22 protein-coding genes are annotated in these 19,951 nt (G+C 46.0%); 11 read left to right on the top strand and 11 right to left on the bottom strand.

Features of this window, described 5'->3' with window-relative positions; genetic code table 11:
- Nucleotides 1-91: 91 nt before the first annotated feature.
- Complete coding sequence (locus tag BEL05_RS05990; RefSeq protein WP_069670599.1) at nt 92-685, top strand: cysteine dioxygenase family protein; 594 nt, start codon at nt 92-94, stop codon at nt 683-685.
- 315 nt (nt 686-1,000) lie between these two features.
- Here the strand turns inward: BEL05_RS05990 and BEL05_RS05985 are convergent, their stop codons facing one another.
- From BEL05_RS05985 to BEL05_RS05975, 3 genes are all read right to left on the bottom strand, one after another.
- A complete protein-coding gene (locus tag BEL05_RS05985; protein ID WP_083250311.1) occupies nt 1,001-1,876 on the bottom strand; it encodes a glycine betaine ABC transporter substrate-binding protein in 876 nt (291 codons plus the stop codon).
- A gap of 113 nt (nt 1,877-1,989) precedes the next feature.
- Nucleotides 1,990-2,433: a VOC family protein gene (locus tag BEL05_RS05980; protein ID WP_028763626.1), complete on the bottom strand. Its 444-nt coding sequence runs from the start codon at nt 2,431-2,433 to the stop codon at nt 1,990-1,992.
- Nucleotides 2,434-2,537: 104 nt separating this feature from the next.
- Entirely contained in the window at nt 2,538-3,674 is a 1,137-nt protein-coding gene (locus tag BEL05_RS05975) for an alkene reductase (RefSeq protein ID WP_069670598.1), read from the bottom strand.
- A gap of 112 nt (nt 3,675-3,786) precedes the next feature.
- Here BEL05_RS05975 and BEL05_RS05970 point away from each other — a divergent pair, with 112 nt between their 5' ends.
- On the top strand, nt 3,787-4,698 hold the full coding sequence (locus tag BEL05_RS05970) for a LysR family transcriptional regulator (RefSeq protein ID WP_069670597.1): 912 nt from the start codon (nt 3,787-3,789) through the stop codon (nt 4,696-4,698).
- Between the two features lie 272 nt (nt 4,699-4,970).
- On the opposite strand, the gene BEL05_RS05965 is transcribed toward BEL05_RS05970, so the two are convergent.
- The 4 genes from BEL05_RS05965 to BEL05_RS05950 form a co-directional block, all read right to left on the bottom strand.
- Nucleotides 4,971-5,549: a lipid-binding SYLF domain-containing protein gene (locus tag BEL05_RS05965; protein ID WP_028763623.1), complete on the bottom strand. Its 579-nt coding sequence runs from the start codon at nt 5,547-5,549 to the stop codon at nt 4,971-4,973.
- Nucleotides 5,550-5,674: 125 nt separating this feature from the next.
- A complete protein-coding gene (locus BEL05_RS05960; protein ID WP_028763622.1) occupies nt 5,675-7,738 on the bottom strand; it encodes a S9 family peptidase in 2,064 nt (687 codons plus the stop codon).
- A gap of 80 nt (nt 7,739-7,818) precedes the next feature.
- On the bottom strand, nt 7,819-8,709 hold the full coding sequence (locus tag BEL05_RS05955; RefSeq protein WP_028763621.1) for a hypothetical protein: 891 nt from the start codon (nt 8,707-8,709) through the stop codon (nt 7,819-7,821).
- A gap of 84 nt (nt 8,710-8,793) precedes the next feature.
- Nucleotides 8,794-9,183, bottom strand: coding sequence for a nitrous oxide-stimulated promoter family protein (locus BEL05_RS05950; protein ID WP_028763620.1), 390 nt, complete (start codon nt 9,181-9,183; stop codon nt 8,794-8,796).
- A 337-nt stretch (nt 9,184-9,520) separates the two neighbouring features.
- Here BEL05_RS05950 and BEL05_RS21020 point away from each other — a divergent pair, with 337 nt between their 5' ends.
- The 6 genes from BEL05_RS21020 (at nt 9,521) to BEL05_RS05915 (ending at nt 13,608) form a co-directional block, all read left to right on the top strand.
- Nucleotides 9,521-10,279, top strand: coding sequence for a hypothetical protein (locus BEL05_RS21020; protein WP_069670596.1), 759 nt, complete (start codon nt 9,521-9,523; stop codon nt 10,277-10,279).
- A 227-nt stretch (nt 10,280-10,506) separates the two neighbouring features.
- Nucleotides 10,507-10,794 carry a hypothetical protein gene (locus BEL05_RS05940; protein WP_028763618.1) on the top strand — a complete coding sequence of 96 codons (288 nt, stop codon included), beginning with the start codon at nt 10,507-10,509 and terminating at the stop codon, nt 10,792-10,794.
- Nucleotides 10,791-11,090, top strand: coding sequence for a DUF3630 family protein (locus BEL05_RS05935; RefSeq protein ID WP_028763617.1), 300 nt, complete (start codon nt 10,791-10,793; stop codon nt 11,088-11,090). Before BEL05_RS05940 ends, BEL05_RS05935 begins: the two co-directional genes overlap by 4 nt.
- Nucleotides 11,091-11,098: 8 nt before the next feature.
- Nucleotides 11,099-12,091 carry a serine/threonine protein kinase gene (locus BEL05_RS05930; protein WP_175427323.1) on the top strand — a complete coding sequence of 331 codons (993 nt, stop codon included), beginning with the start codon at nt 11,099-11,101 and terminating at the stop codon, nt 12,089-12,091.
- Between the two features lie 125 nt (nt 12,092-12,216).
- The gene (locus tag BEL05_RS05925) at nt 12,217-12,828 is read left to right on the top strand and encodes a thiol:disulfide interchange protein DsbA/DsbL (RefSeq protein WP_028763615.1); all 612 of its coding nucleotides are present in this window, start codon (nt 12,217-12,219) and stop codon (nt 12,826-12,828) included.
- A 567-nt stretch (nt 12,829-13,395) separates the two neighbouring features.
- Entirely contained in the window at nt 13,396-13,608 is a 213-nt protein-coding gene (locus BEL05_RS05915) for a DUF1107 domain-containing protein (protein ID WP_028763614.1), read from the top strand.
- A gap of 23 nt (nt 13,609-13,631) precedes the next feature.
- On the opposite strand, the gene BEL05_RS05910 is transcribed toward BEL05_RS05915, so the two are convergent.
- Nucleotides 13,632-13,838 (bottom strand): cell division protein ZapB, encoded by a 207-nt coding sequence (locus BEL05_RS05910; protein ID WP_028763613.1) that lies wholly within the window; start codon nt 13,836-13,838, stop codon nt 13,632-13,634.
- A 588-nt stretch (nt 13,839-14,426) separates the two neighbouring features.
- Between BEL05_RS05910 and BEL05_RS05905 the strand changes: the two genes are divergently transcribed.
- Nucleotides 14,427-15,203, top strand: a complete 777-nt coding sequence (locus BEL05_RS05905; RefSeq protein WP_069670593.1) for a DUF1223 domain-containing protein — start codon at nt 14,427-14,429, stop codon at nt 15,201-15,203.
- A gap of 45 nt (nt 15,204-15,248) precedes the next feature.
- Here BEL05_RS05905 and BEL05_RS05900 read toward each other — a convergent pair whose 3' ends face one another.
- Complete coding sequence (locus BEL05_RS05900) at nt 15,249-15,857, bottom strand: outer membrane beta-barrel protein (RefSeq protein ID WP_069670592.1); 609 nt, start codon at nt 15,855-15,857, stop codon at nt 15,249-15,251.
- Nucleotides 15,858-16,063: 206 nt separating this feature from the next.
- Between BEL05_RS05900 and BEL05_RS05895 the strand changes: the two genes are divergently transcribed.
- On the top strand, nt 16,064-17,410 hold the full coding sequence (locus tag BEL05_RS05895) for an esterase/lipase family protein (RefSeq protein WP_069670591.1): 1,347 nt from the start codon (nt 16,064-16,066) through the stop codon (nt 17,408-17,410).
- Nucleotides 17,411-17,482: 72 nt separating this feature from the next.
- On the opposite strand, the gene BEL05_RS05890 is transcribed toward BEL05_RS05895, so the two are convergent.
- Nucleotides 17,483-18,226 (bottom strand): cupin domain-containing protein, encoded by a 744-nt coding sequence (locus tag BEL05_RS05890; RefSeq protein WP_069670590.1) that lies wholly within the window; start codon nt 18,224-18,226, stop codon nt 17,483-17,485.
- 174 nt (nt 18,227-18,400) lie between these two features.
- On the bottom strand, nt 18,401-19,369 hold the full coding sequence (locus tag BEL05_RS05885) for a DcaP family trimeric outer membrane transporter (protein ID WP_245686949.1): 969 nt from the start codon (nt 19,367-19,369) through the stop codon (nt 18,401-18,403).
- Between BEL05_RS05885 and BEL05_RS05880 the strand changes: the two genes are divergently transcribed.
- The gene (locus tag BEL05_RS05880; RefSeq protein ID WP_083250310.1) at nt 19,368-19,781 is read left to right on the top strand and encodes a hypothetical protein; all 414 of its coding nucleotides are present in this window, start codon (nt 19,368-19,370) and stop codon (nt 19,779-19,781) included. The genes BEL05_RS05885 and BEL05_RS05880 overlap by 2 nt on opposite strands.
- Nucleotides 19,782-19,951 lie beyond the last annotated feature (170 nt).

Raw genomic sequence — 19,951 nt, 5'->3', positions numbered from 1 at the left:
AGTTGTGATCTTGTATCGACCTATTGCCTATTTATTGGTGTGTTCAAATCACCTACGCTTGTTTGAACACCAGTCTATAGAAGATGATGTAATGGAAAATAGCGCTAGATTGCGGACGTTTATTCAGTCGTTCACCCAATTAATTGAGCAAGCCGATAATGACGAGGAGCGTATCTTTGTCGATGGTAAAAAGCTGCTCTCATCGCTTATTGATCATGATGATTGGTTGCCAGAGGCGTTTGCCAAGCCGAGTGTAGAAAGGTATCAGCAGTACTTGCTCTATTGCGATCCGTTGGAGCGTTTTTCTTTGGTGAGTTTTGTTTGGGCGCCGGGGCAAACCACCCCTGTGCACGACCATACGGTGTGGGGTATGGTTGGCGTTATGCGTGGCGCCGAGCTCTGTGAGGAATATGAGCGAGACCCTGCAAACGCTCGCTTGCGTGCAATGGGTTCACATCATTTGCCCACAGGTAGCGTTGATCTTGTCTCACCGCGCCTTGGCGATATCCATAAGGTATCAAATGCCCTTAAAGATAGTGTGTCGATCAGCATTCACATCTACGGCGGAAATATCGGTGCGGTAAAGCGTCATGTGTATGACGCAGAGACAGGGAAGAAACAGCCGTTTATTTCAGGGTATACCAGTAAGGTAATACCTAACATATGGGATCGTTCTGTGGAGTAAGGTTTGGAGTTTTAGCGTTTTGCTGCGTGGGTATTGGCGAAGTGTGTTTGAAGGTCGAACCTTCAGTGGAAGTTAATTGCTTGCAGCAGAACTATCTGTACATTCCTCGCCGGACACGCGATCGATAATAATTAAGGTGATAAACACACGATACCCATATCACCTTGGCCAAACACGACACACTTAACATTGGCGCTTCCCTGCGCTACAGTTTATCTATTTGTGTGCTAATTGGTTAGTGCCAGACAAGAATTTTCGTTAGATTTTGAACAAAAGCCTAAGGGCTTGCACAAAGTTAATCATAGTGTTTCTAGCTTATGAGGGGTTAAGCAATGGCGCTAGCCAAGCAGCCAAATGTTGAGGGTTAGCCATTAACCAGTTTGCCGCTGCCTCATCTTCACTTAATCCTTGTCGATTAGCGGCATAATCAAGTTCAGCAACAATCTGATTCGACAGTACGATGTTATCAAGCACTTGAATCTGTGTTGGCGAAAAATTAAGCGTCAATGTTTGCTCATTAGCCAGCAACACAGCGTTGTCTTTACCTCCCAGCAACCCTTTTGGGTCTTGGAGATCACGTATAGGGTATTGGTGATGTAAAAATTGCGGGTGCCAAAGCGGGACAACCACCCAATCATTGACGGCAGTGGCAGCTTCAAAAGCGGCGACACAATCGGCTTGCGTTCCCGTTCTAAATTGATAACCTGCCGCGGTTAAACCGTATTGCGTCATGATGTCTTTGGAAAAGCGGGTGATACCCGCGCCTTCACCAATTCCTTGGATGATCGGCCGCATACGTTGTTGAACTTCAGGTTTTAGTAAGTCTTCAATGCTAGCGACTAGTTCCACTGGCACGTAATCTGGCACCCCCCACAATGCATAGGCTTCATAGTGGAGGCCGAGTTGTCGAGTGGAGATCTGCTCTTCAACATGTTGTCGATACATTCCATGGCTATGGGGTAGCCAGGCGGAACAGATCATATCAACTTTGCCGTCCCCTAGCTGATTAAAGTTAGCCTCATGCAGTGCATAGCTTGGTTGCACCTCTTTGCCCATTATTCTTATCACATGGGCGACTACAGCTGCGGTGACTCGGTGGAAACTTAAATCCGTGACCCCCATGCGAATGACTTGCTTATCCTGTGTGCTTTCGTTACTTAGGCCTGTACTTCTCTCATTCATTGAATTCATTGCTATCACGCCTTAATTAAATAGTGAGTCAGTGGCCAATTGATCCAACGTTGGCCTCTGTTTCGTTGTTGGTTGAAGGAGCGCTCCTTCGTTATAGATTGTCAGCTTTATGCCTAAAGCGTTGAATCTGTTGTCGCTGCCCCAGCTGAGGCGTTGCGCTGTGTGAGGGGGAAAATCACTTCCACAGTGATGCCATTGGGATCTTGTAGAAATAACTGATGCTCCCCAATCTCAGGTACGATTCGTTCTTGAAACATGATTTCGAGTTGAGACAGGTGCTGCTGCATTTGGTGTAAGTCACTGCCGCGAAAAGAGAGATGATCAATGCGCCCAGAGCCATAGCCGTTTGTGCTGCCACCTAAATAGGTGTCTAGTGCCACAGTGCCAGCTTCGACTAAATGCAGAATGGGCTTGTCCGCGGCATAGAGCCAATGCCCAGCAAAACCAAACGGCGGACGCCAACCTATTTGTAAGCCAAGGACAACTTGAAAAAATGTGCGCGTGTCATCGAGACGTGAGGTTCTGATAGTAAAGTGATCCAACCCGATTATATTCATGTTTTTACCCTCTGGTTTGCCAACTTAACACTGGCTATTTCGGTGCCTATTGCGTCGGCAAACCATTAACGGAGACAGGTATAAGCCGTATCGATCGCTTCTTTCTACGCTACTTCGTCGTTATCAGCAGAATTAAGAGGCGCTAACGCCTCGCTATAGGCTGGATAGTCGGTATAACCTGCAGCACTGCCGCCAAACAAAGGACCTTTATCAAATGCCGATAAAGGTAATTGATGCATCAAACGGTCAGGTAAATCAGGATTAGCGATAAAGGGACGACCAAAGGCGACCAAGTCTGCATAACCCTTGTCAATAACGTCGTTGGCGCGAGGCACATCGTAGCGACCCGCAACGATAATGGTGCCCTTAAATACGTTTCTAAGCGCTATCCTAAAGGACTCAGGTATCTGCGGGGCGTCATCCCAATCGGCCTCTGAAAGGTGCAAGTATGCAACCCCTAATGCTGATAGATGCTTGGCCGCTAACAAAATGGCGTTTACAATTTCGGGGCACGCCATATCTTTAAAGGTCACATAAGGCGCGAGGCGAATGCCTATTTTATGGGCGCCAATTTTTGCACTTACGGCTTGAACTATTTCAAGTAATAAACGGATACGGTTTTCTACCGAACCACCGTAGGCATCCGTTCTGTGATTAGAGTTGGTGCGTAGAAACTGGTCAATCAGATAGCCATTACCACCGTGGATTTCGATACCATCAAATCCAGCTTCTACCGCATTGACCCCAGCATTAACAAAATCGGCAACCACGCGGTCCATATCGGTTTGCTGCATCGCTCTAGGTACTGGGCAATCTACCATGTGTCCATCAGGATGTGCTTCATCGACAATCCACACTTGAGTGTCAACGGGAGCAATAGCCGAAGGCGCAATTGGGGCATTACCTTGCTGGAAAATAGGGTGTGACACGCGGCCAACATGCCAAACTTGATTGAAGATTTTTCCACCAGCTTGATGCACTGCATGGGTGACCGTTTTCCACCCTGCTATTTGTGCCGCAGTATAGATGCCGGGCGTAAATGAATAACCCTGACTGTCATCGGATATCTGCGTCGCTTCGGTGATGATTAAGCCTGCGGAGGCGCGCTGAGCATAATATTGCGCCATTAATTCATTAGGTATGTTGCCTGGTTGGGTAGTGCGAGCCCGAGTCATAGGGGCCATTACGATGCGATTATTTAAGGCTAGTGACGCCAATTGGTAAGACTTGAAGAGATTCATTACATACTCCGAACCAGAAATTAAGATGAAATATCAATAGTGCTATTGTGTATTAGTTAACCCATGTTGATAATAGGGCTATTATTTAAATCATTTTCAAAAATAATTTGATATGTATCATCTAAATGATCTGCAATTGGCGCTGCGTATCGCAGCATTAGAGAGCCTGTCGGCGGCTGGCAAAGAGATTGGTATGACTCCGGCCGCAGCGAGTGCGGCGCTGCAAAGGTTAGAGAAAAAACTAGGCTGTCAGTTATTTGCCCGCTCAACGCGGCGTTTACAACTCACAGAAGAGGGGCGGATTTTTCTCGATTCAGCTAAACCTGCATTGGCGTTGCTCAACACTGCTAGCGCCAATTTAGCCGAACACAGGGGAGAGCTTAAGGGCGAAGTGCGTCTCGCTCTGCCGTCCGATATCGGCCGTAACCTTATTCGAACCTGGCTTGATGAGTTGATGGACAGTGCCCCTGAATTAACTGTGCAGCTCTATTTTGGCGATCACATGACCGACTTAATCGATCACAATATCCATTTGGCATTACGCTATGGGCAGCTTGACGACTCAAGCCTTAAAAGGCGGCAGCTGGCCATGACGCCTCGGGTATTAGTTGCTTCCCCTGAATATCTGACGCAGCATGGCACCCCAAGTTCGTTAAATGAGCTTAGCCAGCATGCAGTGCTCATCTTAAATCGGGGGGGGGAGCCATGGCAAAAATGGAAATTTAATCATGATGGTGCGCCAGTTGATATTGAGGTCAAGGGCAGGCATTTTTGTAACGATGGTGCAGTGATCCGTGATTGGGCATTGGACGGCAGAGGGATTGCCTACAAGAGCTGGCTAGACGTCGCACAGGATGTGACTCAAGGCAGGCTAACCCTTATATTAGCCGATAAAATGGCACTGCCAATTCCATTGCAATTGGTGTACCTACAAACCGACTACCCTAGCCATAAAATCCGTCGCACCATTGAGTTTTTGGCAGAAAAACTTGGCCAGTTTACCAGTCATTACCCATTACCTTAGGATTCATCATGTTAGCGCTTATTATCCTAGGCTCGTTGCGCTCAGGGTAATGAAGCTCAACGATACAGTGACTCCATTTATATGCTAATTGGTTAGCATTAGACTGCAAGAAAGGGGAGTTCATTCACCTCCAGTGATCAAGACATTGCTGCAAGTAATTCAAAGTCTGAAGGTGAACGCTAATCTGCCCCGCTTTCGATGACGTATTGGCTGAATTAGGACGACGTTAAAATAGAAGGCAGGAAGCCATCTGGCTCCCTGCGAGATGGGAGTTATTTTGGGTCAAACGTGAATGACTGCCCTGCAAGCGCCGCTTCATACATTAAACCGCCTTTGGCGGCGGTAAAAATTGCCATGCCGTTAATATAGGCGGCACTAGCGGCTTTATTGCTTCCTGATTGGCCTGCACCGGCAGAGTTACCTGTTGTACCGACTTGGGCATTAGCGCCAACGTTAATGGCCACTGCTGATGCAGTAGCACCAAACTCAAAGCTACCACTGGTGAACTCTTCATAGGCTTTGGCATTTTTAAAGAAGATGATTTCGCTGTAGGCTTGGCCGCCTAATTGAAAACCAATAGAGAGCTGCGACAAACTGGTGTCGCCGGTATGGACGCCACCTTTATAAACCCGGCCTTTACCGTATGCGGCGCCAATGCCGATACCGCCTTTACCTACTGTTGGGAAGATGGCGTAGCCATAAGCGCTATTAAAGAATTTTTGTGTGTCGGGGGCTTTTTGGAAATTTGCTATGGTTTCGCTATAGCTGTCGGCGGCCAGAGTGGTTTGGCAAAATAGTAATCCAACTAACACACAACAGCTGGTGGTAAATTTAGATAAGAAGGTTTTCATGAGGCTCTCCATTTCATTCAGTAGCATTACTTAGCATACGCCTAGCAATAGAGAAGTTGAATGAATATTGCATAAAAAAGCACCTAAAAAGGTGCTTTTTTCATTCTATGTCAGCTGAGGTTCAGTTACTCGGCGGCTTTACCTAGCACATAGTGTTCAAACCACTTTTTATCCCAGTCCATCTTGGCTGCTCTATGTTGATACTTGCTTAAACCGTGACCCTCGTTGGGATAAACCACTAGCTCAACAGGTACATTAAGATAATGCTTTAAAGCGCGATAAAGCCCTTGAGCATGGCCCACGGGAACGCGCTGATCGTTCTCGCCAATGTGGATAAGGGTAGGTGTCTTAATTTTGTCGGCATGGGTCAATGACGAACCGTGGGTGTACGCCTCTGGTTTTTCCCAAGGTAGGCCCTCCATAAAGTTGACGACATGGCCTGGAGTATCTTCAAGCATCCACTGCAGACGTTGATCAAATACGCCAGCGCCAGAGCTGGCCGCTTTAAAGCGATTGGTGGTGCTGATTATTGCGTTGGTAAGATACCCACCGTTACTCCAACCCATTACCGCCATCTTGTCGCCATCGACAATGCCTTGTTCGATAAGGTGATCGACACCCGCCATAATGTCGGCTACTTCAATGTCGTGTTCTTTACCCACTAAGTCGGTAAGGAATTTGTCGCCATAGCCGGTCGAACCACGATAGTTAGGCGATAGCAGTGCCCAGCCGTTTGCGGTAAAGGTTGAGCGACCATAAGAACGGTGCTGTAACGCATAAGGTGTCGCCGACGTCGGGCCACCGTGAATTTGGACAATTAATGGTAGTGGGCCATCGCCTTTTTTATAGCCAGCCGGTAGGTCGAGAATACCTTCCACTTGTGTTCCGTCTGGCGCGGTCCATTTGGCGATTGAAATCTGCGGTAATATCCAGCTATCAACCTGTGGGTTAATATTGGTGATGCGCTTATATTTGGCTTTTTTACTGACGGCATCGGCAATAAATAGATCACCAAAGTGCTCTAAGCTGTTGTGGCTAAAGGCCAGCTTTTTACCGTCTTGGCTAAAACTGTAGCTACCTATGACTAGGTCTCCCTGAACAACGGTACGGGTATCACCTTGCTTGTTATCATCTATTTCGCTGCAGAATAGCTTCACGCGAGCATGATCGGCACCGCGATAGCAAATCTCATTGCTGTTAGGGCGCCATTTGATATCACCCGAGTTAAGGGTAATATCACCACTGCGTGCCACTTCTATGACGTTGTCGTTTTTAGGTGTTGCTACAAACAACTTACCTGGGTGGCCGTCGAAATCGATTCTAAATGCTAACTGTTGGTTGTTGTCGCGCCAATCAAGCCCGAGCAACCAGCCATAAGGTGAGGGAGCGTTGTCGCGCCAAGCGCTATCTGACAGAACTTTGTTGCTAGCGGTTTTGGTGTCAAACACCTCTATATCTGACCAACCTTCTAAGTTAACCAGTTCGTTGTCTGTGGTCGTAATACGGGCAATTTTACTGGCATCATCATTGACGCTAAATTCCCATACCACTTTGTTGTCATCGAGAATCAAGCTTTGCTGATAGTGCGCTAAGTCTAATTTATACAGCGGATTAGTGGTGACTTTACCATGGCCATATTTAGGTGTTGAATGCGTTGTACGCATACTCGCCCAGATATCCTTGTCTGTGGTGGTTTTATTGCCTAGAAAGTATAAGGCCTTACCATCTTGACTGAGTTGGAACGCATTAACCCCTTCGACCTCTTTGGTCATCGGCACACTTTCACCGCTGGCCGTGGTGAGCCTAAACACTTGCGATTTTCCGTTATAAGGGGCTTTTTTGTCTTCTTGAGTTTGTTTGCCTAAGTAGTAGACATACTCCCCATCTGGGCTCCACTGTGGGCTCGACTCGCTCTCGTTGGTGAAGGTCAGTCGTTTGGTGTTACGAGACTTGGTGTCGACTAACCAGAGATCTTTTTGCGCTTTATCTAACTCTTTGTCCCAGCGTGACTCTAACCAAATCGCTTGCTTACCATTGGGGCTTAGTTGTACATTCCCCATGTTGCCAATGCCGAAAAAGTCGTCGTTGGTGATGGTATGAGTTCGCTGCATTGCGAACGTGTTGCTGCTCATGCCAAGCAGCCCAGTGGAGATCACCGCAAGCACGGTGAGTTTGTTTACCCTTCCCATCTTGATCCCTTCTGTTGTTGATAAGCTTAGTTTTTATTTTGTTTAAAACACCCGCTACATTACCGCAAAAATCGACGGGCTTAAATCTGTTCGTTTTTTTTATCGCTTTGGTGGATTTGTTGTAGGTAGTTGAGCTCTTCACTATCGAGGAGTTGAACGCTGGATTTTTGTGACACATTGGTGCGTGTCGGGGAGGTTAATTTACCTCGAATAAATGCCGCCGTGGTGATCTGCTTTAACCCATATAGTGCTAGTAGATAGATAGTGAGCAACAGAAATAAGCGTGTAGCGGCCTGTGCGGTAACACTTACCGTATCGCCAAAGTAAAAAGGTAACAGCACTAACACTGTTCGCACCAGCCAGTTACTCATCATGGCTAAGGTTAGCGCCAGTAACCAACGAAACTTAATATCCTTGAGGTTGTCCTGATGGATGCGCCGCGCCTTGCCTTTAAATTGCTTTAACAGTCGCAGAATCAGCACGAAGTAGATAATCGTTTGAAGGCTTAATAATGCTGGTTGGATAGAGCCTAATAGGGTGACATGGCTCATAAACTCTTGCGGTACACTGGCGACTTTAAGGTGGAAATCAGCGTTAAACAGAAACACTAAAGTATTGAGCAGGGCGAAGGCTAGTGCAGGATAAAAATGCCGCGACAGGCTGATATTGCGCTTGATGTTATGCAGACTGCGGTAACAGTAGAGGTATAACATCGGCATAAGTAAAAAGTAGGCCGGAATAATCAATATAAACACAAGTTGCAAGGGAATGGGGGTGTTGTGTTTGGCGATAAGCCCAGTTAAAAAGTAGAGTGCCAGTAAGCTAAATATTGCGCCCAATAGTTTGTGATTGTTATTGCGGTCACGATAGATATAGCGGATATAGATCCCCAACCCGATGCAATGCATTGCACCAAGTAAAGAGAGCCACCAATACCCTTCATATAAGAAGTCGTTGTAGGTCATATCCATATGGGGTCATTGTTGACGCAATCGTGGTTGTGGCGCAAGAAGATTGTGTTATTTTTCGGCCGCCGATGACGTGTAGTGACGATGCTACTTCTGTTTACCTAGTCTGGCATGACGGTTTGAACTTGCTGCGGGTGGTTTGCCCGGCACAGGGGCGCGTTCAGATAAGAGGTGTTGAATTGCCATGATGGGGTGGGGCAATAACATTCTAGGCCCTGCGAACACCATGATCTCTCTCGCTTTGGCCTTTAACTCTGGCTTGTAGCAATGTACTGGGCATTTATTACAGGTTGGCTTTTGCTGTCCGTAGGGGCAGCGATCTAACCTTTTGTGGGCATAGTCTAAAAAATCGCTGCAGGCTTGGCACTGGGCGATATCACCTTTTGCGTCGCAGTGAGCCTTACAATAGATATGCACCATGGCTGAAATTGTTTTGAATTCCCGCAGCAGTTTACCGCTTAGCAGATCTGACGCCATAGAGTACCTGACTAGTTAACTAGGTTTTAAATTATAGTAACGCTGTGATTGAGTGAACACAAAAAGGGATGATGGTTTTATGAAGATGCGCACAAAATAGTGCTTTAATTATTACTGAGAAGCGAACGTTCAGAATTGGCTGGTTTGATGATAACGGGGCATAAACAGTGGCAAAAAAGTACATAAAACGGCTATTTTTTGATACCCGATCGAAAAAGAGGTATAAATAATTGATTTATAGCAAGAGAATCGATTATTAATATCGGTTACTATCTGTACACACAACACATACAAAATCGAACCTAAAATGGGTGAGATAAATCAACGGTGGATGATAATGAAATTTCTAGGCATTATTTTACTCGTAGCAGTAGGGATATACCTTTACCGACGCGCGCAGCGACTTGCACAAGAAGAGCAGCAAGAAGCCGAACAACCGGCCGAAAAGATTGTGTCGGATGCCACTGTTGATGTAGCAGCTAGCGAGAGCGAGGCGGTGAAAGAGGAGGTGTCTACGCCTGTTGATGAGGGGATCACCTTTGAAACTGCCGATACCGTTGCTGAAGTTGTGGTTGAAGAGGCGGCGGTAAAAGCTGCTGCAGAGCCAGAGCCAGAGCCAGAGCCAGAGCCAGAGCCAGAGCCAGAGCCAGAGCCAGAGCCAGAGCCAGAGCCAGAGCCAGAGCCAGAGCCAGCATTTAAAATGGTAGCCGTGACTGATGAGTCATGGGCCAATGACAAACTAGCCAAAGCATTGGCTGAGTATCGCAGCGAGCCAACAGCAGAAGCTAAGCACCAGGCGTTACTGATAGCGGTTGCCGAGTGTTACAAACAGCGTAAACAGAGTGAATATCGTGAGTATGGCGCTGCACTTGCGCCCTATTATCAATCTTTGTTTGCCGCCCTTTCGACTAAGGAGAGTGAGAAGGGAGCAGGCTTTATGCAGCTTGCTACCTTACTCAATGATTGCGGTGATTTTGATGGCGCGCTGGGTGTTTGCCAGACTGCGATAGGTTATGGCTTGAGTGATGGAACCGTGACAGGCTTTGAAGGGCGTATGACGCGTATTGAGAAAGCCAAGGCGAAAGCGCAGCAGTAATTACATAGACCCTAGTGTAGAATAGCGATATTAGTCGTGAAAAAAGGCGAACCGAGTTTCGCCTTTTTTATGTCTGGAACATTTATGCCCATTTACCATGGATGGAAATAAATGGGCGTTATGTCTGGAACATTTATGCCCATTTACCATGGATGAGTCAGATGTCCGTTTAGACACAAAATAGTGTGTTGATACACATAGATTGGCAACCCATTTTTGGAGGTGTTATGCGTACTTTATTACTCGGGGTTATCTTAGTTGGGTTAACGGCGTGCACTCAGTCGCCGCAATGGACACTGTTTTATTACCCCGATCAAGCACAGGTTTCCGAGGGCGCGTTAGCGCCATATATTGCCGGTTACTACGAGAAAGCCGAGCAATGTATTGCTAAAGGGGCAGGTATGGTAAAGCTGAGTCAGTCAGGTGTTGGGGCGTATCAATGTGGATACCAATGCACTGACAATGGCGCAGGCGATGTGCAATGTGAGCGATTCGAACAGACGACTGTCTTATGAAGTGCTTACTAGATGCGGCATCGAAAAGCCTTAGCATTCGTGACACGATAGATTTCGACCGCTTTGAGTTGTTTGCTGAGCCCTTGGTTCTATCACTCGACTGTCGAATCATTGAGCGTCATTGGGGGGCTGATAGACATCAGTGGTTGTTAGAGTTTGAAGGCACTTTGCTGCAGCTCAATTATGAGTTTTATGGTGATAGCTGTTGGCTATCGGTAGAGCGCAGCGAGGATGTCGAGGTGCTTGAGTATCTAGAGACATTGTTGAGCCAATCACGATTGAGTAAAGCATTATGAGTGACATGATGCACAGTTCAGCTTTTCACTATCAAGCGTTAACGCCTGACTTGATCCTCGATGCCATCGAGTCTTTAGGTATCTATCCTGAAACAGGTTTGTTGGCGCTCAACAGTTATGAGAATCGGGTTTATCAATTTCGTAGTGATAGACAGCAGCGTTACGTGGTGAAATTTTATCGACCAGAGCGTTGGAGTGATGCACAGATACAAGAGGAGCATGACTTTTCTGCTGAGCTTGCCGAACAAGAGATTCCCATCGCGACGCCAGAGATTATTGATGGCCGCTCGTTACATCACTATCAAGGATACCGTTTTGCACTGTTTCCATCGATGGGTGGCAGAGCCTTTGAGGTAGACAACTTGGATCAGCTTGAAGAGGTTGGCCGTTTTATTGGACGTATTCACCAATATGCCAAGTGTAAACCGTTTCAATATCGAGAAACCCTCTCTGTACAGCTGTTGGGTGACGAATCATTGCAGTGGTTAAAGGCGTCTGGCCACGTGCCGCCGGGTTTAGAGACCGCTTACTTCACCATTGTTGAACAGGTGCTAGCCAAGTCGAAACAGCTATGGCAAGCCGTTGATACACCGCTGATCCGCTTGCACGGCGACCTACACCCAAGCAACATTCTATGGACCCCGGATGGCCCAGGTTTTGTCGACCTTGATGACGCAAAAATGGGCCCCGCTGTGCAAGACTTATGGATGATGTTGGCCGGCGATGCCTCTGCTCAGCGACTCCAGCTTGAGGTGTTACTCGAGAGTTATGAAGAGTTTTGTCAATTCGATGCGCGTCAGCTTAAGTTGATTGAACCGCTACGCGCCATGCGGATGATTCATTACAATGCGTGGTTGAGCCGTCGCTGGGAAGATCCCGCTTTTCCAATGAATTTTCCTTGGTACGCCGAAGAGAAGTATTGGGAGCAGCAAATATTAGGATTTAAAGAGCAGTTAGCTAAGCTCGATGAGCCGCCGCTGAGTCTATTACCGCAGTATTAGTGCCACCGAGTGCTTATTTTGTAACACAAAAATGAACTAATGCGCTTGAGGTAGACTCCAAAGCACATTATGTTATGGTCAAAATTCTTATAGAAATGGTGTATTAACACCGACAAGGAATCATTATGAAAAAAGCTTTATTGGTCGCGTTTGCATTATTGATGGCGCCTATGGCCGCCATGGCTGTGGACTTCAAAGAGGGTGTTAACTACACGGTAGTGAGTGAAGGCCCAGGCACAGCTAAGCCTGAAATTGCAGAGTTCTTCTCTTTTTACTGTCCTCATTGCTACAACTTTGCTAAGGCTCAAGTGCCGCAAATTAAAGCGAACCTGCCAGAAGGTGTTGTGTTTAAGCAAAACCACGTAGAGTTTATCGGTCGTGAAATGGGTACCGAAATGTCACGTGCATTTGCGGTTGCGCATCAGCTTAAAGTTGAAGATAAAATTGAGCATGCACTGTTTTCAGCTATTCACGATAAGAAGCAACGCTTCGTTAGTCGTGATGATATCCGTCAGGTGTTTATTGCGAACGGTGTTGAAGGCAAAGATTTCGATGCGGCGGCAAACTCGTTTATGGTGAGTGCGCAAATGGCACAAATGAAACGAGCTACCGAAAATGCTAAGTTGTCGGGGGTTCCAGCAATCGTGGTTAATGGTAAGTACCGCGTTGAAATGGGCTCACTAAAATCTTTTGATGAGTTAACACAACTGACTGATTACCTTACTAAGCTAAAGTAATACGATTTAGAGCTCATCAGTATGCGAGTTATTGATCTGGATAGTCGTTGAATAAAAAAGGAGCCATAGGCTCCTTTTTTAATGGTTTAACTTATCGGGCGGAATATACCCGCTAGATTGAATTTTTGCGACATATGACGAAATGGATTTACGACTTAGGATGGCAGGTCAGAGTAAGGATTATCTTCAGCTTCAGTTACTCAATGTGCCAGCGGGTTTAGAGGCTTACCATACTTTGAATGCTCCTAAATGGTCAGGGTTTTTATGCTGTGGGTATGACATCAAGCAAAAAAAAACCGCATTCCCGGTCGCTTTGGAAATACGGTCATTGAGCCATATAGCTCTATTTACCCTGAGTAACTTTGCTAATCTACCAGTGTGTCAAAAAATTGGCAAGTGACATTTTTTTGTTGGTGGTTAGCTATTAGTCTGATAGACAAATAGTTTTTTAAAAGTTATGGGCTCAGTTGCACTTTTTTACAAAAAAACAATAAAAGCGATGCAACTAACATGGTAAAAAGTGTGTCCAAACTAACAATAATAAAAAGTAGGGTTTTTGGAGGTCATATGAGAATTTTTCCCGTGTATGCACCCAAGCTCATCGTCAAGCATGCCAGAATTTTTGTATCAGGCGTGGTTTGGGTGAAAGATCTAGGTCGTTTAGAGTTCGATAAGGGAAGGTTTTTATTGCCGCGGCAAAGTTTGCCTCAGGTAAAGCAGGCGATTGTCGAGCTAAATCAGATGATTGAATTGCAGCATAACGAAGCGAAGACGGCTTAGGTCTTCGCATTCAATCCGCGAGATTATTCGCTTACTTCATCATTCAGCAGGCCAACAAGTCCAGTGACTTTCTCGTTCCACGAGTTAAGGTCTTGGCTTAATTGTTGGTTCTGCTCACTCAGATTGTTGTTCTTCTGCTTCTCTTCTTCAAGCTCCATTTTTAGTAGCTCAATGGTTTCGAGTGCAGCTTGGATTTTTGTCTCCAGCTTGGACAGTAGTTCAAGGCTCATCGGGAGTCCTAATAGTTTCTGGATGGGTGTTTGATTCTATCAGTGCCGTGAATAGAGTGGATAGCTAATTTGTGCTAATTGAATAAAAAAACGTCGATTAACAGATTAAATTTGTTTTATTTGTCATCAGTAGTAAATAACCCACCTTTTTGCTCTCAGTCTTTGGTGCTAATCCCTTTATTTAGCTCCATCGGCTGCGGGTTGTTGGGTTATTTGAATGCTTGTCAAACAGTGCTCATTCGCTGAGGTTGTTTATCTCAACACGGCTAAATCCAGCATCTACATCGGTAACAGTGAAGGGGAAGTCTGCTCACTTTTAATCTGCGCTATTGGTGCCCCACAGTTTCACAGCAAGCACTCTGGTTTACTAGGGTAACGTTTCAGTGCCACGAGTATTGCCAGAGTGTTTGAGCCATCACTCAGCGCTATTGCTAATAACTTGGATGTAGGCTAATTCGAGATGGTTGTCAGTATGGCATGTCATCGTTTAGTACGTTTGCAGTGGTTGCTCCAACAATTTTTGCAGTAATGGATGAATGCAAAGCCAACCAGAACGGGTCTTACTATAACAAATCGTAGGAGCGCCAGATGCCAATCAGTCAAATATTTTCAGCCTTGGTCGGCTTAATGTTTACCGCCAACGCTTTTGCTGGGCAAACACTGGATGATTTTGCTAAGCGTAGTGAGGTCAGACAACCTGTGATCATAGAGTTATATACCTCTCAAGGATGTAGCAGTTGTCCTCCAGCTGAGACCTGGTTGTCAGCATTTTCATATGAGCCTGGGCTTTGGCGTGACTACTTTCCGCTCGCATTCCACGTCACCTATTGGGATTATATTGGCTGGAAAGATCCCTATGGGCAAAGGGCATTCAGTCAGCGTCAGTATGACCATCTTAAGAAAAAGCATATTAAACAAGTGTATACGCCTCAATTTGTGATTAATGGGGTAGAGTGGAGAGGTTGGTTTGATAGAGTGTTAGGTGAGGTGTTGACGCTAAAACCACGATCTGTCGGCGTACTCGATGTGAATATATTGGGTAAACAGTTGCGTGCAACTTTTACATCGATATCAGACTCATCTGAGGTTGCACGTTTGCATTTGGCGTTGGTGGGGGCTGGGATAACCACGGACATTAAGCGTGGCGAAAATCGGCATAAACGTTTGGCACACGACTTCACGGTATTGAGCCATCAAACCTTTGATGCTAACGAGCAGTCTAAAGGTGAGTTTGTGGGTAAAATCACATTACCATCTGACTTAATGACCAATGCAGAGCGCTTGGCTTGGGTGGCTTGGATTGAACAAGAAGGGCAAGCCATTCAAGCTGTCGGTGATTGGCTGGTGCCCAATAACATTCATTAAGCAGAGCAAAAAGCCCCAATAAAGGGGCTTTGGGGTGATGACCGATTAGAAGCGGTAATCAACAGATAGGTAAAGCTGTTGGCTGTCGTTCAGTGAAGCCTGTTCTGTAAAACCAGTTCCCATTGGCGTAGGTTCACCATAAGACCCTGACGCTTCGAAGTCTTGTTTTAAGTAACGGTAACCAATCTCAGTGCTCACGTTATCGTTAATATTATACATTAAGCCTGTTTGACCACCCCAGACGAAACGGTTCTTTGAGCTGTATTCTGCCGCATCAGGGCTGACATGATTCATACCTGCTGTAGCACCGATGAACCAGTTGAACTTATTGTTTGCGTCGAGGCCGACTAAGTAATCGTACGACACTAATAGGCTTTGCTGTCTGGTTGCATCGTCTGAGTTATAAGAGTAAGTACCATATACACGGTTGTTGTCATTGAGGTATGCACCAGCGCGTAGTTCATAAAGAACGTTATTTTCTGTCTCTTTGAAGTTATCGGCGTTAAATCCTGGGTCCACATTTTGAGTGACAGACCCTTTGTAGGTGTTTTGCTGTGCGCCAACACCGCCACCGATGAACCAGTCTGCAGCCATGGTTGGGGCTGAAAGGGCGACTGTCATTACTGCTGCTAGTGCTAATGTCTTGGTTTTCATAATATGCTCTCTCTGTAAAATGGACTGTGTTCGTTTTCGTTGAGGGCATAGTAGAGTAAATAAGCTGAACGATAACTGAATGATATATCAGTGAGGTGAAAGATATGATTTTTGTATTACTGTCTAAGGTACTTGCACCATGATATCGAAGGTTCTGCAGTCAGTGTGGTATAACGAGGATCACCACTTTTGTTTAGGGATGAATAATGAAACTTGTTTTTATACATGGATGGAGTGTCACCAGCACGCAAACTTACGGTGAATTGCCCCAAGCACTGGCCAGTTTGGCAGGCTCTTCATTAGCCATTGAGATCACGCATATTTATCTCGGGCGTTACATCAGTTTTAACGATGCGGTCACGCTGGATGATATTGCGATAGCATTTGAGTCTGCTCGTCAACGAGAGCTCGACGGTTGTGAATTTTCGGTGATCACCCACTCAACTGGTGGCCCAGTGATAAGGGCATGGTTATCTCGGTTTTACGGAAATCATCTTGAGGATACGCCGTTAAAGCATATGATCATGCTGGCTCCTGCTAACCATGGTTCATCCTTAGCACAATTGGGTAAATCACGTATTAGCCGTCTTAAATCATGGTTTGATGGGGTTGAGCCTGGTCAAAAGGTGCTAGATTGGCTAGAACTTGGCAGCGATGGTCAGCACTCTCTAAATCGTGAATGGCTTGATTGGAACTGCCTTGAAAAGGGGATTTATCCGTTTGTATTTACTGGAGAGACTATCGACAAAGCACTGTATGACTATATGAATAGCTATACCGGTGAAGTGGGGAGCGATGGTGTGGTGAGAGTGGCGGCAGCAAACTTAAACTTTAACTATTTAGCATTGGCGCAGCAAACGGTGCAAACATGTATGAGTTTCGACGGTCAGTGCGCTCAGCTACTGCAGCTAACGGAGCAAAAATCATCACTTAGCCAATACGTGTTCGATGTGATCCCTAAAGCGAGCCATAGTAATAAAAAAATGGGGATCCTCAATGCCATTACACGGCGAAATGCCCACAATAAACCTGTGGTGCAGCGAATACTTGCGAGCCTTTCAGTCGATTCTACCTATGATTACCATGACGTTCGTAAGCAGTTTGTTGATAGCAGTCAGCGCAAAGGTATGGGACGTTATTGCATGGTGGTGGTAAGGGTGTGTGATGACTTAGGCCACAGGGTGACCGATTTTGACTTTTTCCTCTTGTGTGGCGATGACTATCATGCGGGTAACTTGCCTAGTGGACTTGTCTTGGACAAGCAGCGTAACAGTGTCAATGGCAACACCATTACACTCTACTTAGATGCCAATAAGTTAAATAGACTCAAAGCAGGAAAACTAGGATTCAAGGTCTCGGCAAGACCTGATAGTGGCTTTAGCTACTATAAGAGTGTCGAATTTCACTGTCAGCCAGACCAGGTATCGCAATGGCTGTGTGCTGACCAGACCTTGATGTTAGACATTACCTTGAAGCGGTATATAGCCGATGACACCTTTAGCTTTGCGCAGGTGGGTGATGAGCCAAGCTTTAAGTCTCTGACGGGCGATTAAGTCTTAATGGGGAGAAGAGCATAGGGTGATAAGGGCCAATTAACCCTAATCACCCACTTACTTTTTTGACGGCTATTTTTTAAAGAAAGCTTCGTTGGTGCCGTATGGGCCTAAGTTTAGATCGCGCTTACGGATCTCATCCACCCGGTCAAAGGCTTCTTCGGCAACGCGAAGGTTTTTAACGTCTTTACGCCAGTAGTATTTAAAGCCATCGAAATGGGCATTGTTTGGATACCAGTACATCACACCTAAGCCTTTTTCAGACATGATAGGGGTATTGTGAATGGTCGCCCCCGGGATGTAGAAGTATTGCCCAGTGCCCAGCTTTTTAAATTGATTATCAGCTAGTGTTTGACCTTCACCATTTACCACGTAGTAGCACTCTGGTTGACCATGGAAATGTGGCGCGTGATCTGACTTGCCGCCATCGGTGATACCTATCACGACAGGGCTGTCTGACAGCTCTTTCCAGATATAGCCGACAGGCGATTGAGTGCGATCACAGTCTTTAACTTCCAATATGTTACCGTCATCATCTAAGGTCTTACAGAAGCGTTGATCCATCGCAATGCTGGCGTTGGCTTGAATGGTATTGAAGTCAATTTTACCCGCTTCCCATGCGGCAATATAGGCTTCAACTTCTGGGTTACTGCACTGCGCTGGCATAGTGTCTTGCGGTGAGTATGGCGTGCTGTCATATGGCACTGGTGTCATCTGTTGGTATGGAAGTTGAGCGTGGTTACATTGTGGCCCTTGGGCTACTGCAGCGGTTGATGCAAGTGCTGCAATACCGAAGATCATTTTAAGTTTCATCATTCCTATCCTATTTTTATTAGTGCAGCAAAGCTGCGGTATTTTGCTTGTAAATTGGTGCTTGAACTAACAATAAAGTGATTAGTTTGTTGTAAAGTTGAATTGGATCACGCTGCATTTTTAACAGCAAAATTATTCGTGACTCAGCTCGCGAATAATCTTACCTATCTAAGTTGATTACAGATGAAATTGCATACTGAGTTGGGCGTAGTTAGAGGCCCCTTGTGCGGGGACGGTCTGATGATATGAGCTGTTCGCGTCATTGATTTGATAACGACCAACCTCAAATCCCAGCACTAATGCTGGGGATAAATTAGTAAACACATTTAAGCCAATATGAGAGCGATCTGTGGCTTCGACATCTGTCTTGGTGCGGCCATAGAATAAGCTTGAACGCGTGCGCTCGGTCCAGAAGTGACGATAAGCAAACATTGCGGCAGTGGTTGTTTCTAATTCACCATTGATGATGTCACGTGCCGCATCGGTACCTACATAGCGACCAAGATTGCCGTAATGCAATTGCAATTTAATATCATCACGGCCGAAAGTGTTTAGGTTGGCGGCGAGAGAGACTCCTGCGCCAAACTGTGCTGTATTGGCCGGATCTAAATACCGAAACAGACTCGACAGTGAGACGTTGCCCCAATCGCCGTGTTTGTTATAGCGAATAATCGCATCGGGAACATAGTCGTTGTTTGTATCGATCCACTGTTTATCTTTGGTGGTTGTTTCAGGTTGAGTGCCGTAGGTGTAAGGGTTCTCTAGTGCGAGTTGCCAATTCCCTTGGGTCAATTTTACCAGCGCTTGGCGCACCATGGCTTGACCAACGAGTGGGCCACCTAAATCAGCGGTTTCGGCAAAGGCGCTGCTGTTGACCATAGTTGACCAGGTTTGTCCGGCGGTAATACCCTGATATTCGATATAGGCATGCCTAAGGCGAGGGCTATAAGAGTTAGAAAATACACCATTGCCTTGCGATGAACCTGCAAAATCGATTTCCACAAATCCAGTCACATCACCATGTTTTATCCCCATATTAAAGCGACTTTCAGCGGCGCTAAATTGGGTTCGCTTGGCTGACTCAGCGACACTACCGCCGCCAGTCCAGCTATCCTGAAACGCGATGTTGCCGTCGATAAATAGCATGTTCTGGCAATTGGCGAGTTCAGAAAAAATTGAAATATTACGTCATCGCGTAAATCTGTTTTGGAGTTGTATTCGAGCGCCTATCGAACAGGCGGTTGCCCAAGGTGAATTAGTTGCAACTGAGATGGACATTAAGGAGTTGGTACAGTCACTGTATTTCTTCTTAGCGGGGGCGACATCCTCTTACGAAAGCCGGTTGATGGATGAGTGTTATTTTACTCCCGATGATGAGACTGGTTTTCGCCACATTAGTCGTTTAATGAACCGCTATGCGTGGAAAACACCGATCACCCAGGAGATGATGTGCGATATGGTGGTGAGGATCAGCGAGTTTCTCGATAGAGGGGAAGGTAAGGTTCGAACCTATGAAACCTGCTTAACGACCGGTAAACGTCATGATTGCCGAGGCTAATCTTGCCTCATTTTTTGCTATAAAACTATTCACTGATAAGGTCATTAACATAGGTTGGCCTGAATCAGTGTGTGGTGCAAACCTTCTCATCATACTTTTCGTTTAACTGTTTCAAAATCTGTACTCCTTTCTTGATGAAGACTTTGATGACAGCCCCCATTGTGCTTGAC

This window comes from Shewanella colwelliana, from assembly GCF_001735525.1.
GTDB classification, from domain to species: domain Bacteria; phylum Pseudomonadota; class Gammaproteobacteria; order Enterobacterales; family Shewanellaceae; genus Shewanella; species Shewanella colwelliana.
Note: the sequence above shows the minus strand (reverse complement) of the source record. Positions and strands in the feature narration are given on the sequence as shown.

What these genes read in the sequence shown, in the direction of transcription:
- BEL05_RS05925 (WP_028763615.1), top strand. Translation starts at nt 12,217, where the DNA reads ATGAAAAAAGCTTTATTGGTCGCGTTTGCATTATTGATGGCGCCTATG.
- BEL05_RS05900 (WP_069670592.1), bottom strand. Translation starts at nt 15,857, where the DNA reads ATGAAAACCAAGACATTAGCACTAGCAGCAGTAATGACAGTCGCCCTT.
- BEL05_RS05940 (WP_028763618.1), top strand. Translation starts at nt 10,507, where the DNA reads ATGCGTACTTTATTACTCGGGGTTATCTTAGTTGGGTTAACGGCGTGC.
- BEL05_RS05960 (WP_028763622.1), bottom strand. Translation starts at nt 7,738, where the DNA reads ATGGGAAGGGTAAACAAACTCACCGTGCTTGCGGTGATCTCCACTGGG.
- BEL05_RS05905 (WP_069670593.1), top strand. Translation starts at nt 14,427, where the DNA reads ATGCCAATCAGTCAAATATTTTCAGCCTTGGTCGGCTTAATGTTTACC.
- BEL05_RS05885 (WP_245686949.1), bottom strand. Translation starts at nt 19,369, where the DNA reads ATGCTATTTATCGACGGCAACATCGCGTTTCAGGATAGCTGGACTGGC.
- BEL05_RS05890 (WP_069670590.1), bottom strand. Translation starts at nt 18,226, where the DNA reads ATGATGAAACTTAAAATGATCTTCGGTATTGCAGCACTTGCATCAACC.
- BEL05_RS05910 (WP_028763613.1), bottom strand. Translation starts at nt 13,838, where the DNA reads ATGAGCCTTGAACTACTGTCCAAGCTGGAGACAAAAATCCAAGCTGCA.
- BEL05_RS05955 (WP_028763621.1), bottom strand. Translation starts at nt 8,709, where the DNA reads ATGGATATGACCTACAACGACTTCTTATATGAAGGGTATTGGTGGCTC.
- BEL05_RS05975 (WP_069670598.1), bottom strand. Translation starts at nt 3,674, where the DNA reads ATGAATCTCTTCAAGTCTTACCAATTGGCGTCACTAGCCTTAAATAAT.
- BEL05_RS05980 (WP_028763626.1), bottom strand. Translation starts at nt 2,433, where the DNA reads ATGAATATAATCGGGTTGGATCACTTTACTATCAGAACCTCACGTCTC.
- BEL05_RS05950 (WP_028763620.1), bottom strand. Translation starts at nt 9,183, where the DNA reads ATGGCGTCAGATCTGCTAAGCGGTAAACTGCTGCGGGAATTCAAAACA.
- BEL05_RS05930 (WP_175427323.1), top strand. Translation starts at nt 11,099, where the DNA reads ATGCACAGTTCAGCTTTTCACTATCAAGCGTTAACGCCTGACTTGATC.
- BEL05_RS05915 (WP_028763614.1), top strand. Translation starts at nt 13,396, where the DNA reads ATGAGAATTTTTCCCGTGTATGCACCCAAGCTCATCGTCAAGCATGCC.
- BEL05_RS05965 (WP_028763623.1), bottom strand. Translation starts at nt 5,549, where the DNA reads ATGAAAACCTTCTTATCTAAATTTACCACCAGCTGTTGTGTGTTAGTT.
- BEL05_RS21020 (WP_069670596.1), top strand. Translation starts at nt 9,521, where the DNA reads ATGAAATTTCTAGGCATTATTTTACTCGTAGCAGTAGGGATATACCTT.
- BEL05_RS05880 (WP_083250310.1), top strand. Translation starts at nt 19,368, where the DNA reads ATGTTCTGGCAATTGGCGAGTTCAGAAAAAATTGAAATATTACGTCAT.
- BEL05_RS05895 (WP_069670591.1), top strand. Translation starts at nt 16,064, where the DNA reads ATGAAACTTGTTTTTATACATGGATGGAGTGTCACCAGCACGCAAACT.
- BEL05_RS05970 (WP_069670597.1), top strand. Translation starts at nt 3,787, where the DNA reads ATGTATCATCTAAATGATCTGCAATTGGCGCTGCGTATCGCAGCATTA.
- BEL05_RS05935 (WP_028763617.1), top strand. Translation starts at nt 10,791, where the DNA reads ATGAAGTGCTTACTAGATGCGGCATCGAAAAGCCTTAGCATTCGTGAC.
- BEL05_RS05985 (WP_083250311.1), bottom strand. Translation starts at nt 1,876, where the DNA reads ATGAATTCAATGAATGAGAGAAGTACAGGCCTAAGTAACGAAAGCACA.
- BEL05_RS05990 (WP_069670599.1), top strand. Translation starts at nt 92, where the DNA reads ATGGAAAATAGCGCTAGATTGCGGACGTTTATTCAGTCGTTCACCCAA.